Below are 14,764 nucleotides of genomic sequence, written 5' to 3' on the forward strand. Positions count from 1 at the left end.
AGCTCAGGGCACGATTGTCGTGGACGGCATTCATACTGATCGCTCGGGCCCAGGACGAAGAACGAATGGATCGCGTGGACCTCAAGCCTCCCGCCGACACCGTCGGACACCGCGCCGACGCCTACGCGGCCGCCCCCCTGCTCAACTGCCTGCTGCGAGAGATCGCCGAGCCGTACCCGGCCTCCGGGCCACGTCCGGTCTTCCGGCTGCCCGGCACCGGCCGGCTGCTGCGGGTGCGGCCGGGGCGGCGGCCCGCCGACCCCGAGGTCCAGGCGGCCGGGGACTGGCACCGGCTCGGCCACTCCGAACTGGTCAAACTCGTCGCCGAGGAGCTGCGCCGGCACACCGGGCTGTCCAACGGCGACCTGCCCACCGAGATGATCGACAGCCGGGACGCGGTCGCCGCCCTGCTCACCGCCCGCGCCAGGGCGACGGCGCCCGAGGATCCGTACCTGCGCTCCGAGCAGTCCCTGATCACCGGCCACCCCTACCACCCGGCTCCCAAGGCGCGCGGCGGCGGCCCGGTGGCGGCGTGGCTGCCGTACGCCCCCGAGGCCCACGCGCGCTTCCCGCTGGTGCTGCTCGGTGTCCGCGAGGACCAGGTGGCCGAGGAGGGCGACACCCGCGCCCTGGACGCCCTCGGCACGGCCCCGCCCGGCTACCGGCTGCTGCCCGCCCACCCCTGGCAGCTCGACCTCGTCGCGCGTGACCTCGCCCCGGCCTTCGCCGACGGCCGCCTGGTCCGGCTCGGTACCACCGCCTTCGACGCCTGGCCCACGGCGGCGATCCGTACGGTGTACGAGCCCCGGCGCGACCTGTTCCTGAAGTTCAGCCTCGACGTGCGCATCACCAACGACATCCGTCGGCTCTGGCGCCACGACCTGCTGAAACTGCGCCGCACCGACTCGGCAGCCACCGCCGCCTTCGCCGCCATGGGCCCGCCCGCGGCCTGGCTGAGCGACTGCGGGTACCGCACCGCCGCCTTCGCCTTCGAGGAACTGGCCGTGCTGGTGCGGGACGGGCTGTGCGGCCACCTGCTGCCGGGTACCACCCCGCTGCTCGCGGCCGGGCTCGCCGAGGGCTTCGAGTGCAGCCCGCTGGCCGCCACGGCCGATCCGGACACCTGGTGGGAGGCGTACCTGAGGCAGGTGGTCCCGCCCGCCCTCACGGCGTTCGACGCCCACGGGGTCGTGATCGAGGCGCATCTGCAGAACACCCTGGTCGGCGTGGATGCGGCCGGCACGCCGGTGCAGGCGCTGTTCCGGGACGCCGAGGGTGCCAAGGTCGTGCCGGAAGTGCCCCGGGCCGCGGGCTGGGAGCGGCTCGTCTACTGCCTGGTCGTCAACCACCTCAGCGAGATCGCCGCCGCCCTCGCCGAACACCACCCCGGCCTCGACCCCTGGCCCGCCGCCCGCCGCGAACTCGCCCGCCACGACCTGCCCGAGATCCCGGCCCTGCTCACCTCACCGACCCTGCCAGGCAAGACCAACCTGCTGCTGCGCTGGACAGCCGCGGACGGCGCGGACGCCCGCTACCTGCCGCTGCCGAACCCGCTGGCCGAAAGGGGCTGGGGGCCAGGGGCTAGGGGCTAGGGGCTAGGTAAGTCTGTCCGGCGGGTCCTGTCGGAGACGCGGGACACCGCCTCGGGACACCTCCTAGCCCTTCAGCTCCCGCCCCCCGAACGCCCCCGTCCCGTCCGCCTGCTTCCACCAGGTCTCCAGGCCCGTCTGGTCGAGCGTCCGCCAGCTCGGGGTCTCCTGGACCAGGGCCCGACCGAGCCGTCGCCCCAGGTCGACCATGACCCGGCCGGAGGGCGCGCGTTCGGCGTCGTACGCGGCCAGGGCCTCGGGCCAGGTGGTCGTCGACGTCAGGGCCGACTCCAGGACTGTGGCGTCCTGCAGCGCCTTGACGGCACCCGCGCCGGTGTGCGGTCGTGCCACCGCGGCCGCGTCGCCCATGAGCAGGGCACGGCCCACCGCGTAGCGGGGCGCCGTGAAGTCGTACATGGGCTGCAGGAACAGCTCGTCGTGGGTCGTCTCCCGTACCAGGTCGCCCCAGTAGGGAGGCAGCAAATCGGCGGCGACGTACGCCAGATGGGCGCGCAGTCCGTCGCCCGCCGTGCCCGGAGGCAGGCTCGTGGGGGTCTCCATGCCCTGGTCGAGGCCGGGCGGCGGGGCCGTGTACAGGACCCAGTTGACCCGGTGGCCGCCGGCCGTGCCGTCCGGGATCCGGTACACGATGAGATGGCCGCCCTCGAAGACGACGTACGCGCACTCGTCCTCGGCCCACAGCTCCGGGTCGCGCAGCCGGGCCGACGGGTAGGCGCCGCGCCAGGCGAGGTATCCGGCGTACCCGGGGCGGACGTCGGCGTACACGGCCGCGCGCACCGTGGAGCGGTAGCCGTCCGCGCCGATCACCACGTCGTATCGTTCGGTGCGCCCGCTCGTGTGCACCTCGGCGCCGTCCGGTGTCACCTCGACCGCTTCGACGGCCGAGCCGGGCCGGAAGTCCGCCGTCCCGGGCACCCGGCGGCGCAGCTCGTGCCAGAGCGGGCCCCAGGTGTAGGTGCGGAACGGGAAGGGCATCACGGCGATCACGCGGCCCAGCGGGCCGTTCGCCGCCGCGTCGTCGCGGACGTACCAGCGGCGGCGGACCATTCGCACCCACGGCATCGAGGCGTCGAGATGGCCGGCCGCCTCCAGTTCCGCGTAGCGGGCGTTGTGCACGGCGAGTCCGACCCCGCGGTCGGCCAGGCGACCCGACGCGCGCTCGTACACCGTGACCGTCTCGGTCCCGCCCCGCCCCAGCGCGAGCGCCGCCGCGCAGCCCGCGATGCTCCCGCCCACGACCGCGACCCTGCCACCACGCATACGGCGTCCCCTTCGTCGTCCGCGACGCCGGTCCGGTGCGCCGGTCCGGTGCGCCGCGCGGGACCATGCTGCCAGCCCGGCGATCACACGGCCCTGGAATCCACGCCGACGGCTGGATCCCGCCCTGCCTCACCCTGGCCGGTGTGCTGCGCGATGTGACTGCCGTTCGCTATGTGACCCCCCTGAGGTCCGGCGGCTCCGTGCCCGGAGTCGTCGAGGCCGACGACCTCGGTACGTACGTCGTGAAGTTGGAGCTGAGATGCAAACAGCCCAGCCTGTCATGATCATTCGAGGGCACGGCCATCAGGTCACGATGGCTGGAGCAGGGCTCGAGCAGCTCATGCTGGAGCTGAGCGATCTCCAAGCCTGGGCGCGCGGCATGGACCAGCTGCTTCGGAAGGGCAGAGCCGGCAGCCGAGCCGTACTTCGCTGACGAGTACAAGGTGTGGGCCTGACGCCGTCCGCGTATCAGGCTGCCCCTCGAAGTCGACGTGTTCCCGATGACGCATCATATGGAGTGCGTGGCAATTCTGGAGCCGGTTGGCCAAGGGGGCCTGAGCTGCGGTTTCGTGCGTGCGCATTATGTGCGGTGTGGGCGGCACGGGCGATATCTTGACGCCTAAATGACGCTCGTGACGCTCGTTCTGATGGGGTGTCAGGCGAGTTGGGGGCACTGGTCAGGTCGCGTGCAGCGGTGGGCGCTTGAGCTCCGCGGCCCTCTGCAAGCCGCCGCTCGGCGGGGACCGTCGGCGGTAGCGGCGCGCCCGAACGCCGGCCACCATCCGAGGCCAACCACCTGACGTCACCGATGTCACCGACGGCGGGTGGGACGCCGTACCAGACGTCGGCTGCGTCCCAGCTTGGGCGGCCGCGACGGGTGCGGCGAGGCCAGGATCAGTGCCCGCTCCTGGTATGTCGCCCCGCAGGCCAGCCGGATCAGCGTGGCCTGCCGCACGCTGGTTCGGGTGCGCGTCAGCCGCGCGGACGGGCGTGAGCCGGTGCGGCTGGGCAATGTGTGCTGGCCGGCCGGGTATCGGATGAGCCGATGCTGCAAGCAACCATGGGATGCACGGCGGCCGGCGCAGTTCGCCGAGCCGGGTCCGCTGATCGCGGGCGCGAAGGCGGTGGGCGATCCGATCGCGGTGCTCCCGACGCTCTACCGCCTGGTGTGGACCGGGCGGTTGCACACGGACTTGTCCGTCCGACTGGATGCACTGTCGGTGGTGAGCTGCGGATGAAGGTGCTGCGTGTGGGCGACCGGGTGCGTCGACGGCGGCTGCCGGCAGGGCGCGGGCTCGACGGGGTGCGGGTGCGCCTGGCCGCGTCCGCACCGGTTCCGGCCCGCGTGTCATGGCCGCGCTGCGTAACCTCGCCATCGGGGCGCTTCACCTGCACGGACGCGACGACACCGCCGAAGCCACCCGCCGGGCAGCACGACGGGCAGAACACCCGTTCCCCATCCTCGGACTCACATCATGATGTTGGAACGGCCGTGCTTGCGGACCACTGCATGCGGAGCGGGCCGGGAATGGTCTGCGCGGTGTTGTCTCGCCGGCGAGACAGGCGCAGCCTGGGGAGGGCCTGCGAGGGTATGCGCGTGCCGCGGCGAAGTGGTGTCGGCCGCCGTTCGGATGTCGAGTGTCGGATTGTTTGCACAGGAGAATCATGGCGAACCCAGTTCGAGGATCAGGGAGATGGCCGATGAGTCGCGGCAGAGAGGCGGCGGGCAGGTGACGATCGGCAACGGCGACGGCCTCCTGGCCGTCCGCGGCTATCTCGACGGGCTGATCCGGGCGCGACTGACCAGCCCGTTCAGCTGCGACGTCCCGTTGGTCTCGCTCGGGTTCGACTCGCTCGCGGCCATCGAGCTGTGGAGCCGGCTGCGGACCGACCTCGGTGTGGACGTCCCGGCCGGCGAGCTGCTGGACCTCACCCTGGATGGCCTGACGGCGCGGGTACAGGCGGAAGGTGGGTCTGTCGCCGCGTTCGCTGCCGGACCGGTTGCCGGCGGACCCGCCGGGGCAGACCTCGACGACGCCTCTCCGGAGGCGGCCGCGCAGCTGCTGGCGACCCTCGACGACCTGGACGACGCGGGGATGGAGCGCCTGGCGGCCGGACTCGGACCCGGATCCGAGACAACGCCCGCGGACTGAGCTCGGCCTCCCCGACACGGGCAGTCCATCGTTCGTGCCGGCCGACGACCTGTGCGGTGATCAAGGCTCTACTGGTGAATCTCATGATCGCCGACACGCGCTGCGAGGGGAGTCCGCAAAGCCGAGGACGCGATTCCCGTTCCTGCTCTTCTCCCTCCCGGCCGGTGTCGTCGCTTGCCGCTGCTGGCCTCGATCCCGCTGGCCACGCTGCCCGGATTGCACCTCACCTTCGCGCAGCCTCTGATCGTGAAGCGGGAGATCGCCGACGGTTTCGGATTCGTCGTCAAGCACCCGATTCTGCGCAATGTGGTGTGCTCCATCAGCACGTTCAACTTCTTCGGCTCGATGATCGGCGGGCTGGCGGCCGGACGCCTGTCGAACCGGATCGGCAGCGCGCGGATCATCTGGGTCTTGGGCTCGTCCTCGGCATTCCGACCTTCGCGCTGCCGATGGCGTCGCCGGGCTGGGGCGTGCTGCTGTTCGTGGGCGGCACCTTCTTCTTGCTCAGGGTTCGTCTTCAACGTCGCGCAGGTCACCTGTCGTCAGTCGATCACGCCGCCGGAGCTGCTGGGCCGGGTGAACCACCTGGGGCTGGATGCCGGTCGGCGTGGTCGTCGGCGGCATGCTGGGCACGGCGGTGGGGTCCGTGAGACGCTACGGGTCTCGGTGATCGGTTGCTGGTGTGCGGGGTTGTAGGTGTTCTTCTCGCCGCTGCGCAGGATGCGGGACCTGGACATGATCGCGGAGGCCCGGTCGGTCGAATCGGCGGCTGGTGCCGGGCCCGAGGCCGAGCCAGCCACCGCCGTAACTTGACCGACCAAATACACATCCCGTTGTGGAGCCTCGATGAGTTCCTCCTCTGTCTTCCTGAGCGGACCGCAGTACGTGCTGGGGGAGATCGCGTCGCACCATACCGAGACTCCGGATCTGAAGGCGCGGGCCGGTGAACTAGGGCTGCCGTATGCCCCGGAGGTCTGGGGTTGGGGCCATGTGCACCGGAGCCACAAGTCGCTGGAGGACCTGGCGGTCGAGGCGGGCAGGGCGACTCTCCGAGCCGCCGGCGTCGACCCCTCCTCCGTCGACGCACTGGTGCTGTGCTGCACCAGTTTTCCAGGGGGTCCGGACAGCCACGGCAGTTTCGTGCGGACCATCTCGGAGGGGTTGGGAACCTGTGAGACCGACTTCCTCGGCATCACGCTCGACCGATGCACGAACCTGCTGGCGGGCCTGCGAGTCGCCGAGGCCTTCGTAGCTGCCGGAATCCATCGGCGGGTCCTGGTCATCACCACCGACAGAGTCACTGTCGAGGCGGAAAGACTGGCCAGCTTCGCCCTGTTCAGCGATGGCGCGGCCGGTGTGCTGGTGTCGGACACCGACGGGGAGTACGAGATCGTCGCAAGTGCCGCAGCGCACGAGATGAAGGACCTGGACTGGTCGAACCAGATCAGTCCGGACCTCTCCCGCCGCGTGAACACGCAGCTGATGAAACGTGCATCCATGGGAATCGACCAGGTCGACATCCTCATGCACACCAATATCTTCGAAGCCATCATCGTCATGAAAGAGCTTCAGGCGGGATTTGCCGCAGCGCAGTTGTATACAGACAACATCGCACGGGTAGGCCACTGTTTCGCCGCCGACCCGATCATCAACCTGACGGACCTCGCAGCAGCCGGTCGCCTTCGCGACAACGGCCACTACCTGCTGGCCGCCTCGGTTCCTGGAGTACGGTACGGGGTTCTGCTCCGCAAGCAGACGCGTTAGCACTCGAACCGGCATCATCGGAATGGTCGGCGGGGGCGTTGTCTCGCTGGCGAGACAGGCGTCGGCCGACACACGTCGCAGCAGGCTCATGGCGAAAACGGCTGGCGGAGCGCGAATCCTGCGGTCGTACGGTATCCGACACCAGACGATCATCAGGTTCCGTGCCTTCTTGCCGAATCCCCGCCACGAGGTGATCAACCGACATCGGTGAAGTGAAGATGCGCCTGGTGATCCACGATTTCGCCGTCAGTCATGCCCGTGAGTCCACGACCATCGTCGTTTCCTGATGGGAGGAGGCCCGTCACGGCGCCGACATCGGCGTGGTGCCGCGAGAGGGCGGCGAATCTGGCGGGGCTAAGCCTCGGTCGCGTACGTTTCATCGAGCATCGCCTGATCAATTGCCGCCGGGCTCGCGGCCGTCTCGACCGATGCTGACCTGCGGATCTGAAAGGGCGACATGACTTACGCGCTGCTCAGTGGTCTCGATGAGGACATACTGGCGTTGCCGTTCTACGAGGAGCAGCACCGCACGTTGGCCGTGGGGCTCGCCGACTGGTGCGCCGGCCATTCCGGCCTGTGGTCACGTCCTTTGGAGCAGACCCCGGAGAAGGCCGGCAGGGAGATCCTGAGCGCGCTCGGCTCCGCCGGATGGCTGGGATTCCTCGATCCCGCGAACGGGTCCGCCGCCGGTGACCACCGCTCAATCTGTCTGGCCAGGGAGATCCTTGCGTACGCCGACGATCTGGCGGACTTCGCCTTCTCCATCCAAGCGCTGTCGGCGACCCCGATCGTCCAATACGGAAACAGTGAGCAGCAGCTGGAGTATCTGCCGCGAATGGCGTCGGGCGAGGTGACGGGATCGTTCGCGATCTCGGAGGAGGAGGCCGGCTCCGACATCTCGGCAGTCGGTCTGACTGCCGACCGAGTGTCAGACGGCTATCTGTTGAACGGCCGAAAGGCCTGGATCGCCAATGCCGGCATCGCGGATTTGCACTGCGTGATCGCGCGAACGGGTGGGGGACCCGGTGCGCTGGGGCTCACGGCGTTTCTGGTGCCGGCGCGCACGCCTGGAGTCCGGGTGCTGGAGGAGGTGCGGTTGGTTGCTCCGCGCTCGTTCGGACACCTGGCCTTCGAAGACTGCCTGGTCCCCGAATCGAGCGTACTCGGACGCCCCGGACAGGGGTTCGTGGTCGCGACGGACCTGCTGCAGCGATTCCGGATGACGGTGGGGGCGGCCGCGGTGGGGTTTGCGCGGCGCGCTTTCGACTCGGCAGTCCAGCGGGCCCGTGAGCGGCGGATCCACGGCGGAAAGCTGATGGACCTTCAGCTTGTGAAGGGTGCGCTTGCCGACATGGAAATGAAGCTGAACTACTCTGCGATGTTGGTCGCGCGGGCTGCGTGGGAGCTCGACCACGGGAACCCCGGCTACGCGAAGCACTCGAGTATCGCCAAGTTGGCCGCCACCGAGGCCGCACAGGAGATCGTCGACGCTGCCGTCCAGATCCACGGGGCAGCCGGCCTGGTTGCCGACAGCGTCCCCGAGCGCTTGTACCGGCAGGTCAGGTCCCTGAGGATCTACGAGGGAGCATCCGAGGTCCAGAAGCTGATCATCGCGGACGCGCTGGGACGACGGCCGCACGCGGGCCGATCCCGAGCAGCATCCGGACGCAGTGCAAGTCGAGTGGAGCGCTGACTTGTCCTCCCCTGTCGTAGCAATGACACGGGCAGATCCGTACCCATACATCCTGGCTCACCCTGGCTGCCGGGTACGGAAAGACATTTGATGCATACACGGGGAGAGCCATGAGTGACCAACAGCACTACGAGTGTGTCGGCGTCGGCGTCGGCCCTGCGAACCTGAGTCTTGCATCTCTGTTGCACGGTTGTCCGGGGCTGCCGAACCTCTTCCTTGAGAAGCGTGAGGTGTTCAGTTGGCATGATGGACAGCAGATCCCCGATGCGACCCTCCAGGTGTCCATTTTCAAGGATCTGGTGAGTCTGTCGGACCCGACCAGTCCCTTTTCGTTCCTGTCCTACCTGAAGGACAAAGGGCGGATCTACCACTTCATCAATGCTCAGTTCAGCGCGGTGCCGCGGCAGGAGTTCCGCAACTACCTGGAATGGGCCAGCCGGCGCAATCAGAACGTGGTGTTCGGCGAGGAGGTCGTGTCCGTCGACTTCGACGGCGTATTCGTCCTGCGTACCAACCGGCGCACCGTCACGGCGAACAACGTGTCAATTGGCATCGGCAGCAATGCCTGGGTGCCGGCGGAAGCCCGTGACCACCTCGGCCCCACTCAGTTCCACGTCAGCGAATTCGTGCCTCTCAGCCGCGACTTGGCGGGAAAGAGAGTCTGCGTGGTCGGCGGCGGCCAGTCGGGCGCCGAGGCGTTCCTCGACCTCATCTCGCGTCCGTCCACTGAGCGACCGCGCCGGGTCTCGTGGGTGTCACGCCGCCGCAACTTCTACCCCATCGACGACTCGCCCTTCACCAACGACTTCTACATGCCCGGCTACTCGGACTACTTCGCCAGGCTGGACCAGGGGACGCGCGAATCGTTCAACCGGGAGCACGTCCTCACCAGTGACGGCATCTCCGAGGGCACACTCCGCGAGATCTATCAGCGCATCTATGCCGAGCGGTTCATCCACGGCAACACCGACCTGGTCTCGCTGTACCCGAACCGGAACGTGATCGCGGTCGCCGCCTCCGACAACGCGTGGTCGTTGAAGCTGTCCAACAGCAACCATCCGGCGGTCCTCGGGCAGGTCGACGCCGACGTAGTGGTCTGGGCGACCGGATTCCGCACCACCGCGCCCGACTTCCTCGCGCCGATCGCGGACCGACTTGAGCGCGAGGGCGACGAGTACCGCATCGACAGTGATTTCGCCGTGAGATGGGACGGTCCTTCGAACCGAAGCATCTTCCTCCAGAACGCGGCTCTGCGACAGCGCGGACTGGCGGACAAGAACCTGAGCCTGCTTGCCTGGCGGAGCCAGCGGATCATCGACCGCGTTCGATGTGTGCGCAGCGACGATACGGTCCCTTCGTTCATCGAATGGTCGGCGAAGCTCAGCCCGGACGAGAGCGTGGGATGAGCCATGACGCATGTCGACTTCGCAGTTGTTGGTGGCGGAATCATCGGGTGCACGATCGCACGGGAACTGGTGCTACGGGCTCCGCACGCTTCCGTGTTGGTGCTCGAACAAGATGCCGTCGGGTCCGGAGCCAGTCGCCGGTCGGCCGGTCTGCACTTCCCTCGTGGCGCGACGGAGCGTGTACGCCGCATGACCGGCTACAGCCAGGCCTACTACAGGGCCCTGCTCGGCGCTGATCCGGCGTTGCCCATTCATCCGGTTCCCATGCTGGTGGTGTCCGACCGTGCGACCGTGGACCAGGTGGAGACGGCCTATCTTGACGAGGCCGGACTGTCCCGCGTGGACGCGCTGCCAGAGTGGCTGCCACCACTTTCGGACGAGACGGCGGCTTGGACGGGCGAGGGCTGCCAGTACGCCGATGTCGGGGCGCTGACCCGAGCATTGGCCCGGTCTCTGCGGCCACGGACGAGTTTCAGGGAAGGGGTCATTGTCGATTCCCTGGACCGGGTCGGGAGCGGCTACGAACTCGGGCTCGGCACAGGAGAGCGCGTCACAGCCGACTCGGTCGTGCTCGCACCCGGCCCGTGGCTGGCCGCACCAGCCTGGCGGGAACGGCTCACCCCCTTGGGCGCCAGGGTGAAGAAGGTCGTCGCGCTGCACATCGAACAGCCGCCCGCGGCCGAGGACGGAGTCGTCGTTTTCCACGACGAGGACGCCTTCCTGCTCCCGCTGCACGAGCAGAGGCGCTGGCTCTTCAGCTACACCAGTCAGGTCTGGGACGTCGACCCCGACCGGCTCACCGGCAGCGTCTCCGCGTCGGACCTCGCCGAGGCCCGCGAGGTGCTGATCCGCCGCGCCCCCCGCCTGGCCGACTCCGCCCGCAGCGGACGGGTGTTCTGCGATGCGTACAGCGCAGATCGGGAGCCGCTGGTACGCGCTCTGGACGAGGAGGGCCGACTGGTGTTCGCGGGTGCCGCCAACGGCTCCGGCTACAGGCTCGCACCCGCCATCGCCGCAGAGACAGCGCACCTGCTCCGTAGAGCCGTTGAGAACGTTTCCGACCATGGGGGCCAGCAATGAACGTGAGCGTCTTCTCCGCTGAGGAACTGCACCAGGCATTCGGCATCGAGATGAGCTCCGTGGAGAAGATGAGTGCCGGAGCCGGCTGGGGCCGGGTCCCTCCGGGTGTCACCTCCGATCCACACCAGCACGACGAGATCGAGATGTTCGTCGTCGTCGCCGGAACCGGATGGGTGGCTTTCGACGGTCGGCGTATCCGGGTGGAGCCGGGAACGGTGTGCCAGTTCGAGCCCTTCGAGACACACGTCGTCGAGAACGACGGAGACGTCGACCTGGTCTTCTTCGACCTGTACTGGCGCGACCCGGTGCGCGCCGCCCAGGCCGCAGCGGCAGGCGGTACGCGCCGCCGGTTCCACGAGAGGCCGGTCTTCGTCTTCTCGACCCCGCCCACTCCGAACGGCGACCTCCACCTCGGTCACCTGTCCGGTCCCTACCTGGGAGCTGACGCCTACGTCCGGTTCCAACGCATGCAGGGCACTGAGGTATGGCACCTGACCGGGAGCGACGACTTCCAGAGCTACGTGGTCGACCGCGCCCGCCGTGAGGAGCGCGAACCGGCGCGTACCGCCGAGCACTACAGTGCCGAGATCGCCGCGACGCTCCGTCTGATGGACATCGAGGTCGACCAGTACACAGCGACCAACGAGGACCCCGGCTACCGGGACGGTCTCCGCAGATACTTCTCGAAGCTGGTCGACTCGGGGGCGGTTGCCGTCCAGCAGACGGCTGCCCTGGTGGACGACGAGACGGACGCCTACCTCTACGAGGTGGACGTCTCGGGCGGTTGTCCCGGATGCGGGGGCGGCACCAGCGGCAACATCTGCGAAGAGTGCGGCGAACCGAACGTCTGCGTCGACCTGGTCAACCCGCGCAGCAGCCGGTCGGAGGCGCCGCCGAAGCAGCAACCTGTCTCACGCTTCGTTCTGCCCCTCCACGAGTTCGGCAGCGAGGTCGCCGATCACCACCGTCTCGGTCGGGTCCCGGCCCGACTCCGCGAACTGGCGGACCGGGTGTTCGCGCGTACCAGGCTCGACATACCCATGACCCACCCTTCGGACTGGGGCGTCGCGCCCGCGGATACGACAGTGGACGGGCAGGTGATCTGGGTCTGGCCTGAGATGTCCTACGGCTTTCTCCACGGCATCGAGGCCCTCGGCGGGCGTCTGGGCCGTGACTGGCAAGCCGTGACTCCCGAGCAGGACTGGAAGTTCGTCCACTTCTTCGGCTACGACAACAGCTTCTACCATGCCGTGCTCTACCCGGCTCTCTACCGGTTGGCGTACCCGCAGTGGAATCCCGATATCGATTACCACGTCAATGAGTTCTACCTGTTGGAGGGCGGCAAGTTCTCCACCAGCAGGCGCCATGCCATCTGGGGCAAGCAGATCCTGCGACCGGAGACCGTGGACGCGGTGCGCTACTACCTGTCGCTCACGCGTCCGGAGCGGCGACGGACGAACTTCGAACTCGAGGCATACACGGAGACCGTCCAGCGGGTCCTGGTGGACGGCTGGCAGGGTTGGCTGAACGACCTGGGCGCACGGGTCGCCGGGCAGTACGGCGGTATCGCCCCCGACGCCGGTGTCTGGACTCCTGAGCACACGGCGTTCCTCAACCGCCTGGGAATACGGCTCGCCGCTGTCGCCGACAGCTTCGGGCAGGACGGATTCTCGCTGAACCGTGCGGCCGCTGAATTGGACGGGATCGTCGTCGACACTCGGCGGTTCGCTGAAGCAGAGGCACGGACCGCGCTGATCGCCGGTTGGAAGGACGAGGCCCGAACGGCCATCGCGCTGGAACTGGCCGCGGCACAACTGTTGGCCCGCGCGGCCACGCCGATCATGCCTCGATTCGCCGCCCGACTCGCCAAGGCGCTGGGGACGACCGACCTCTCGTCCTGGCCTTCCCAGGTCGAGCTGGTCGCGCCCGGCACCCTGATCGGCCTCGAACAACAGTCCTACTTCGAGGCCCTGCCGTCGGACTGGTCGCTCGCCGAGGGAGCCACAGCATGACGGACTCTGTGATCAACCGCTTGGTGGCGGGGCCGCCGGCTCCCGGCCACCGGATCTCCTTCGTCCGGCTCGGCAGTATCAGGACGCTGGACCTGACCGAACTGTACGAACAGTCAGGCCATGTCGCCGCCTACCTTCGGAGCCTCGGTGTCGAGTCCGGGGACCGCATCGGAATCCTGGCGGCCAACAGCCTGGAATGGGTTCTGTTGGACCTTGCCGCGCTGCGGCTCAAGGTTGTGGTCGCGGGTTTCGAGCCAGGCAAGTTCACCGATGCCGGAGAGCTGGTGGCACGCTACGGGCTCACGGTTCTGTTCACCGACCAGGACGTGCCGGCGGACGCGCCGGCGGCTGTCCGAACTTTCACTGAAGTCGCCGAGGCTGCGAGGCAGGCATGGCCGGAGCCGCCCGGACCCGTCGTGTACGAGCCCGAGGAGGTGACGACGATCAAGTTCACCTCCGGCAGCACCGGTGCGCCGAAGGGACTCGGGGCCACGGTCGGCAGTATCGACGCGTCGATGCGGGCTGTACAGGAGATCTTCGAACACCGGGGCGGCGACGACCTCTTCGTCTTCCTTCCGCTGTCGCTGCTGCAGCAGCGGTACTGGCTCTACTCCGCCTTCTGCTTCGGCCACGATGCGACTGTCACCACGTACGAGGCGGCCTTCGCCGCACTGGGAACGGCCCGGCCGACTGTGGTGATGGGCGTGCCGGCGTTCTTCGAGGCCGCCAGGCAGCAGATCAGCCAGGATGCCGCTCGCGCGGACGGCGTCGCGCCGGAGGCGGCTCGCCGCGCGGCCGCGCGGCGGCTGTTCGGCGATCGGATCCGCTACCTGTGGACGGGATCGGCGCCGGCGGACAGGGAGGTGCTGCGCTACCTCACCGACGCGGGCCTTCCCATCTATGAGGGCTACGGGCTGAACGAGACGTGCATCGTAAGCAAGAACCATCCCGGTGCCCACAGGGAGGGCAGCGTGGGGAGGGTGCTGCGGGGGAAGGAGGTGCTGTTCGACGAGGACGGCGTGATCCTGGTACGAAGCGAGCATCCGGTGAACCAGCGCTACGAGTTCGCCGAGCCCGGTGACTCCGAGCGGATGTTCGTCGCAGACGGGGTGGTGCGCACCGGCGACCTCGGTTACGTGGACGAGGACGGCTTCCTGTTCATCCGGGGGCGCGCCGACGACGTCATCGTGCTCGGGAACGGCAAGAAGGTGATCGTCCGGCCGATCGAGGAGCACATGCGGACGAGTCCGGCGATCGAGGAGTGTGTGGTGTTCTGCCCCGCGCAGACGTCCCTGGTGGCGGTGGTCTCGCCTTCCTCCGACACGGCCGACCTCGAGGCGATCGCCGAACAACTGGCCCGCACCAACGCCTCGTTCGGCCGTGATGAACAGATCCGCAAGGTCGTGGTCGCGAGCCCGCGGCCCAGTATCGCCAACGGAATGCTCACTTCGCAGTTCAAGCCGAAACGACAGGCCATTTTCGCTGCCTTCCAGTCGCAGATCACGAACAACCAGGACGGTATCCATGCCCAGTGACGTCGAGACCATCGCACGGGAAAACCTGTCGGCCGCGCTCCAGCCGGCCGCGGATCCGCACGAGATCGAACTCAACCTCGAGTTGACCGACTACGGCTTGACCTCGTTGCAGAAGGTCCTGTTCCTGACTCGGCTCTGCGAGGACCTCGCGGTCGACCTCGCGCATCTGACCGAGCGAGACGTCGCAGAGATGCGCACGCTCCACGATGTTGTCGACACACTGTCACGCTACGCCGGAAAGGCTTCTTAGA

At 68.3% G+C, this 14,764-nt stretch carries 12 protein-coding genes; 11 read left to right on the top strand and 1 reads right to left on the bottom strand.

Annotated features, from left to right (window positions below; genetic code table 11):
* Window positions 1-65: 65 nt before the first annotated feature.
* Window positions 66-1,592 (top strand): IucA/IucC family protein, encoded by a 1,527-nt coding sequence (locus tag ACFYZZ_RS02895; protein WP_389170692.1) that lies wholly within the window; start codon window positions 66-68, stop codon window positions 1,590-1,592.
* A gap of 63 nt (window positions 1,593-1,655) precedes the next feature.
* Here the strand turns inward: ACFYZZ_RS02895 and ACFYZZ_RS02900 are convergent, their stop codons facing one another.
* Window positions 1,656-2,870, bottom strand: a complete 1,215-nt coding sequence (locus ACFYZZ_RS02900; RefSeq protein WP_389170695.1) for an FAD-dependent monooxygenase — start codon at window positions 2,868-2,870, stop codon at window positions 1,656-1,658.
* A gap of 860 nt (window positions 2,871-3,730) precedes the next feature.
* Here ACFYZZ_RS02900 and ACFYZZ_RS02905 point away from each other — a divergent pair.
* The 10 genes from ACFYZZ_RS02905 to ACFYZZ_RS02950 all read left to right on the top strand — a co-directional run bounded on the left by ACFYZZ_RS02905 (window position 3,731) and on the right by ACFYZZ_RS02950 (window position 14,763).
* Window positions 3,731-4,108, top strand: coding sequence for a hypothetical protein (locus ACFYZZ_RS02905; RefSeq protein ID WP_389170698.1), 378 nt, complete (start codon window positions 3,731-3,733; stop codon window positions 4,106-4,108).
* A 456-nt stretch (window positions 4,109-4,564) separates the two neighbouring features.
* Entirely contained in the window at window positions 4,565-5,023 is a 459-nt protein-coding gene (locus ACFYZZ_RS02910; RefSeq protein ID WP_389170700.1) for an acyl carrier protein, read from the top strand.
* A gap of 174 nt (window positions 5,024-5,197) precedes the next feature.
* Window positions 5,198-5,719, top strand: a complete 522-nt coding sequence (locus ACFYZZ_RS02915; RefSeq protein ID WP_389170703.1) for a hypothetical protein — start codon at window positions 5,198-5,200, stop codon at window positions 5,717-5,719.
* A 150-nt stretch (window positions 5,720-5,869) separates the two neighbouring features.
* The gene (locus tag ACFYZZ_RS02920) at window positions 5,870-6,787 is read left to right on the top strand and encodes a 3-oxoacyl-ACP synthase (protein ID WP_389170706.1); all 918 of its coding nucleotides are present in this window, start codon (window positions 5,870-5,872) and stop codon (window positions 6,785-6,787) included.
* A gap of 457 nt (window positions 6,788-7,244) precedes the next feature.
* The gene (locus ACFYZZ_RS02925; protein ID WP_389170712.1) at window positions 7,245-8,480 is read left to right on the top strand and encodes an acyl-CoA dehydrogenase family protein; all 1,236 of its coding nucleotides are present in this window, start codon (window positions 7,245-7,247) and stop codon (window positions 8,478-8,480) included.
* Window positions 8,481-8,590: 110 nt separating this feature from the next.
* Window positions 8,591-9,886, top strand: a complete 1,296-nt coding sequence (locus ACFYZZ_RS02930) for a lysine N(6)-hydroxylase/L-ornithine N(5)-oxygenase family protein (RefSeq protein WP_389170715.1) — start codon at window positions 8,591-8,593, stop codon at window positions 9,884-9,886.
* Between the two features lie 3 nt (window positions 9,887-9,889).
* On the top strand, window positions 9,890-10,966 hold the full coding sequence (locus ACFYZZ_RS02935; RefSeq protein WP_389170718.1) for an NAD(P)/FAD-dependent oxidoreductase: 1,077 nt from the start codon (window positions 9,890-9,892) through the stop codon (window positions 10,964-10,966).
* Window positions 10,963-12,978: a class I tRNA ligase family protein gene (locus ACFYZZ_RS02940; protein ID WP_389170721.1), complete on the top strand. Its 2,016-nt coding sequence runs from the start codon at window positions 10,963-10,965 to the stop codon at window positions 12,976-12,978. The genes ACFYZZ_RS02935 and ACFYZZ_RS02940 overlap by 4 nt, the downstream gene beginning before the upstream one ends.
* Window positions 12,975-14,513, top strand: a complete 1,539-nt coding sequence (locus ACFYZZ_RS02945; protein ID WP_389170724.1) for an AMP-binding protein — start codon at window positions 12,975-12,977, stop codon at window positions 14,511-14,513. Before ACFYZZ_RS02940 ends, ACFYZZ_RS02945 begins: the two co-directional genes overlap by 4 nt.
* Window positions 14,503-14,763: a phosphopantetheine-binding protein gene (locus ACFYZZ_RS02950; RefSeq protein ID WP_389170727.1), complete on the top strand. Its 261-nt coding sequence runs from the start codon at window positions 14,503-14,505 to the stop codon at window positions 14,761-14,763. Before ACFYZZ_RS02945 ends, ACFYZZ_RS02950 begins: the two co-directional genes overlap by 11 nt.
* Window position 14,764 lies beyond the last annotated feature (1 nt).

The organism is Streptomyces sp. NPDC001816 (assembly GCF_042892235.1).
Classification (GTDB): domain Bacteria; phylum Actinomycetota; class Actinomycetes; order Streptomycetales; family Streptomycetaceae; genus Streptomyces.

Bases quoted from the DNA above. Each gene is read 5' to 3' on its own strand.
- ACFYZZ_RS02895 (WP_389170692.1), top strand. From the start codon at position 66: ATGGATCGCGTGGACCTCAAGCCTCCCGCCGACACCGTCGGACACCGC.
- ACFYZZ_RS02900 (WP_389170695.1), bottom strand. From the start codon at position 2,870: ATGCGTGGTGGCAGGGTCGCGGTCGTGGGCGGGAGCATCGCGGGCTGC.
- ACFYZZ_RS02910 (WP_389170700.1), top strand. From the start codon at position 4,565: ATGGCCGATGAGTCGCGGCAGAGAGGCGGCGGGCAGGTGACGATCGGC.
- ACFYZZ_RS02920 (WP_389170706.1), top strand. From the start codon at position 5,870: ATGAGTTCCTCCTCTGTCTTCCTGAGCGGACCGCAGTACGTGCTGGGG.
- ACFYZZ_RS02925 (WP_389170712.1), top strand. From the start codon at position 7,245: ATGACTTACGCGCTGCTCAGTGGTCTCGATGAGGACATACTGGCGTTG.
- ACFYZZ_RS02930 (WP_389170715.1), top strand. From the start codon at position 8,591: ATGAGTGACCAACAGCACTACGAGTGTGTCGGCGTCGGCGTCGGCCCT.
- ACFYZZ_RS02935 (WP_389170718.1), top strand. From the start codon at position 9,890: ATGACGCATGTCGACTTCGCAGTTGTTGGTGGCGGAATCATCGGGTGC.
- ACFYZZ_RS02940 (WP_389170721.1), top strand. From the start codon at position 10,963: ATGAACGTGAGCGTCTTCTCCGCTGAGGAACTGCACCAGGCATTCGGC.
- ACFYZZ_RS02945 (WP_389170724.1), top strand. From the start codon at position 12,975: ATGACGGACTCTGTGATCAACCGCTTGGTGGCGGGGCCGCCGGCTCCC.
- ACFYZZ_RS02950 (WP_389170727.1), top strand. From the start codon at position 14,503: ATGCCCAGTGACGTCGAGACCATCGCACGGGAAAACCTGTCGGCCGCG.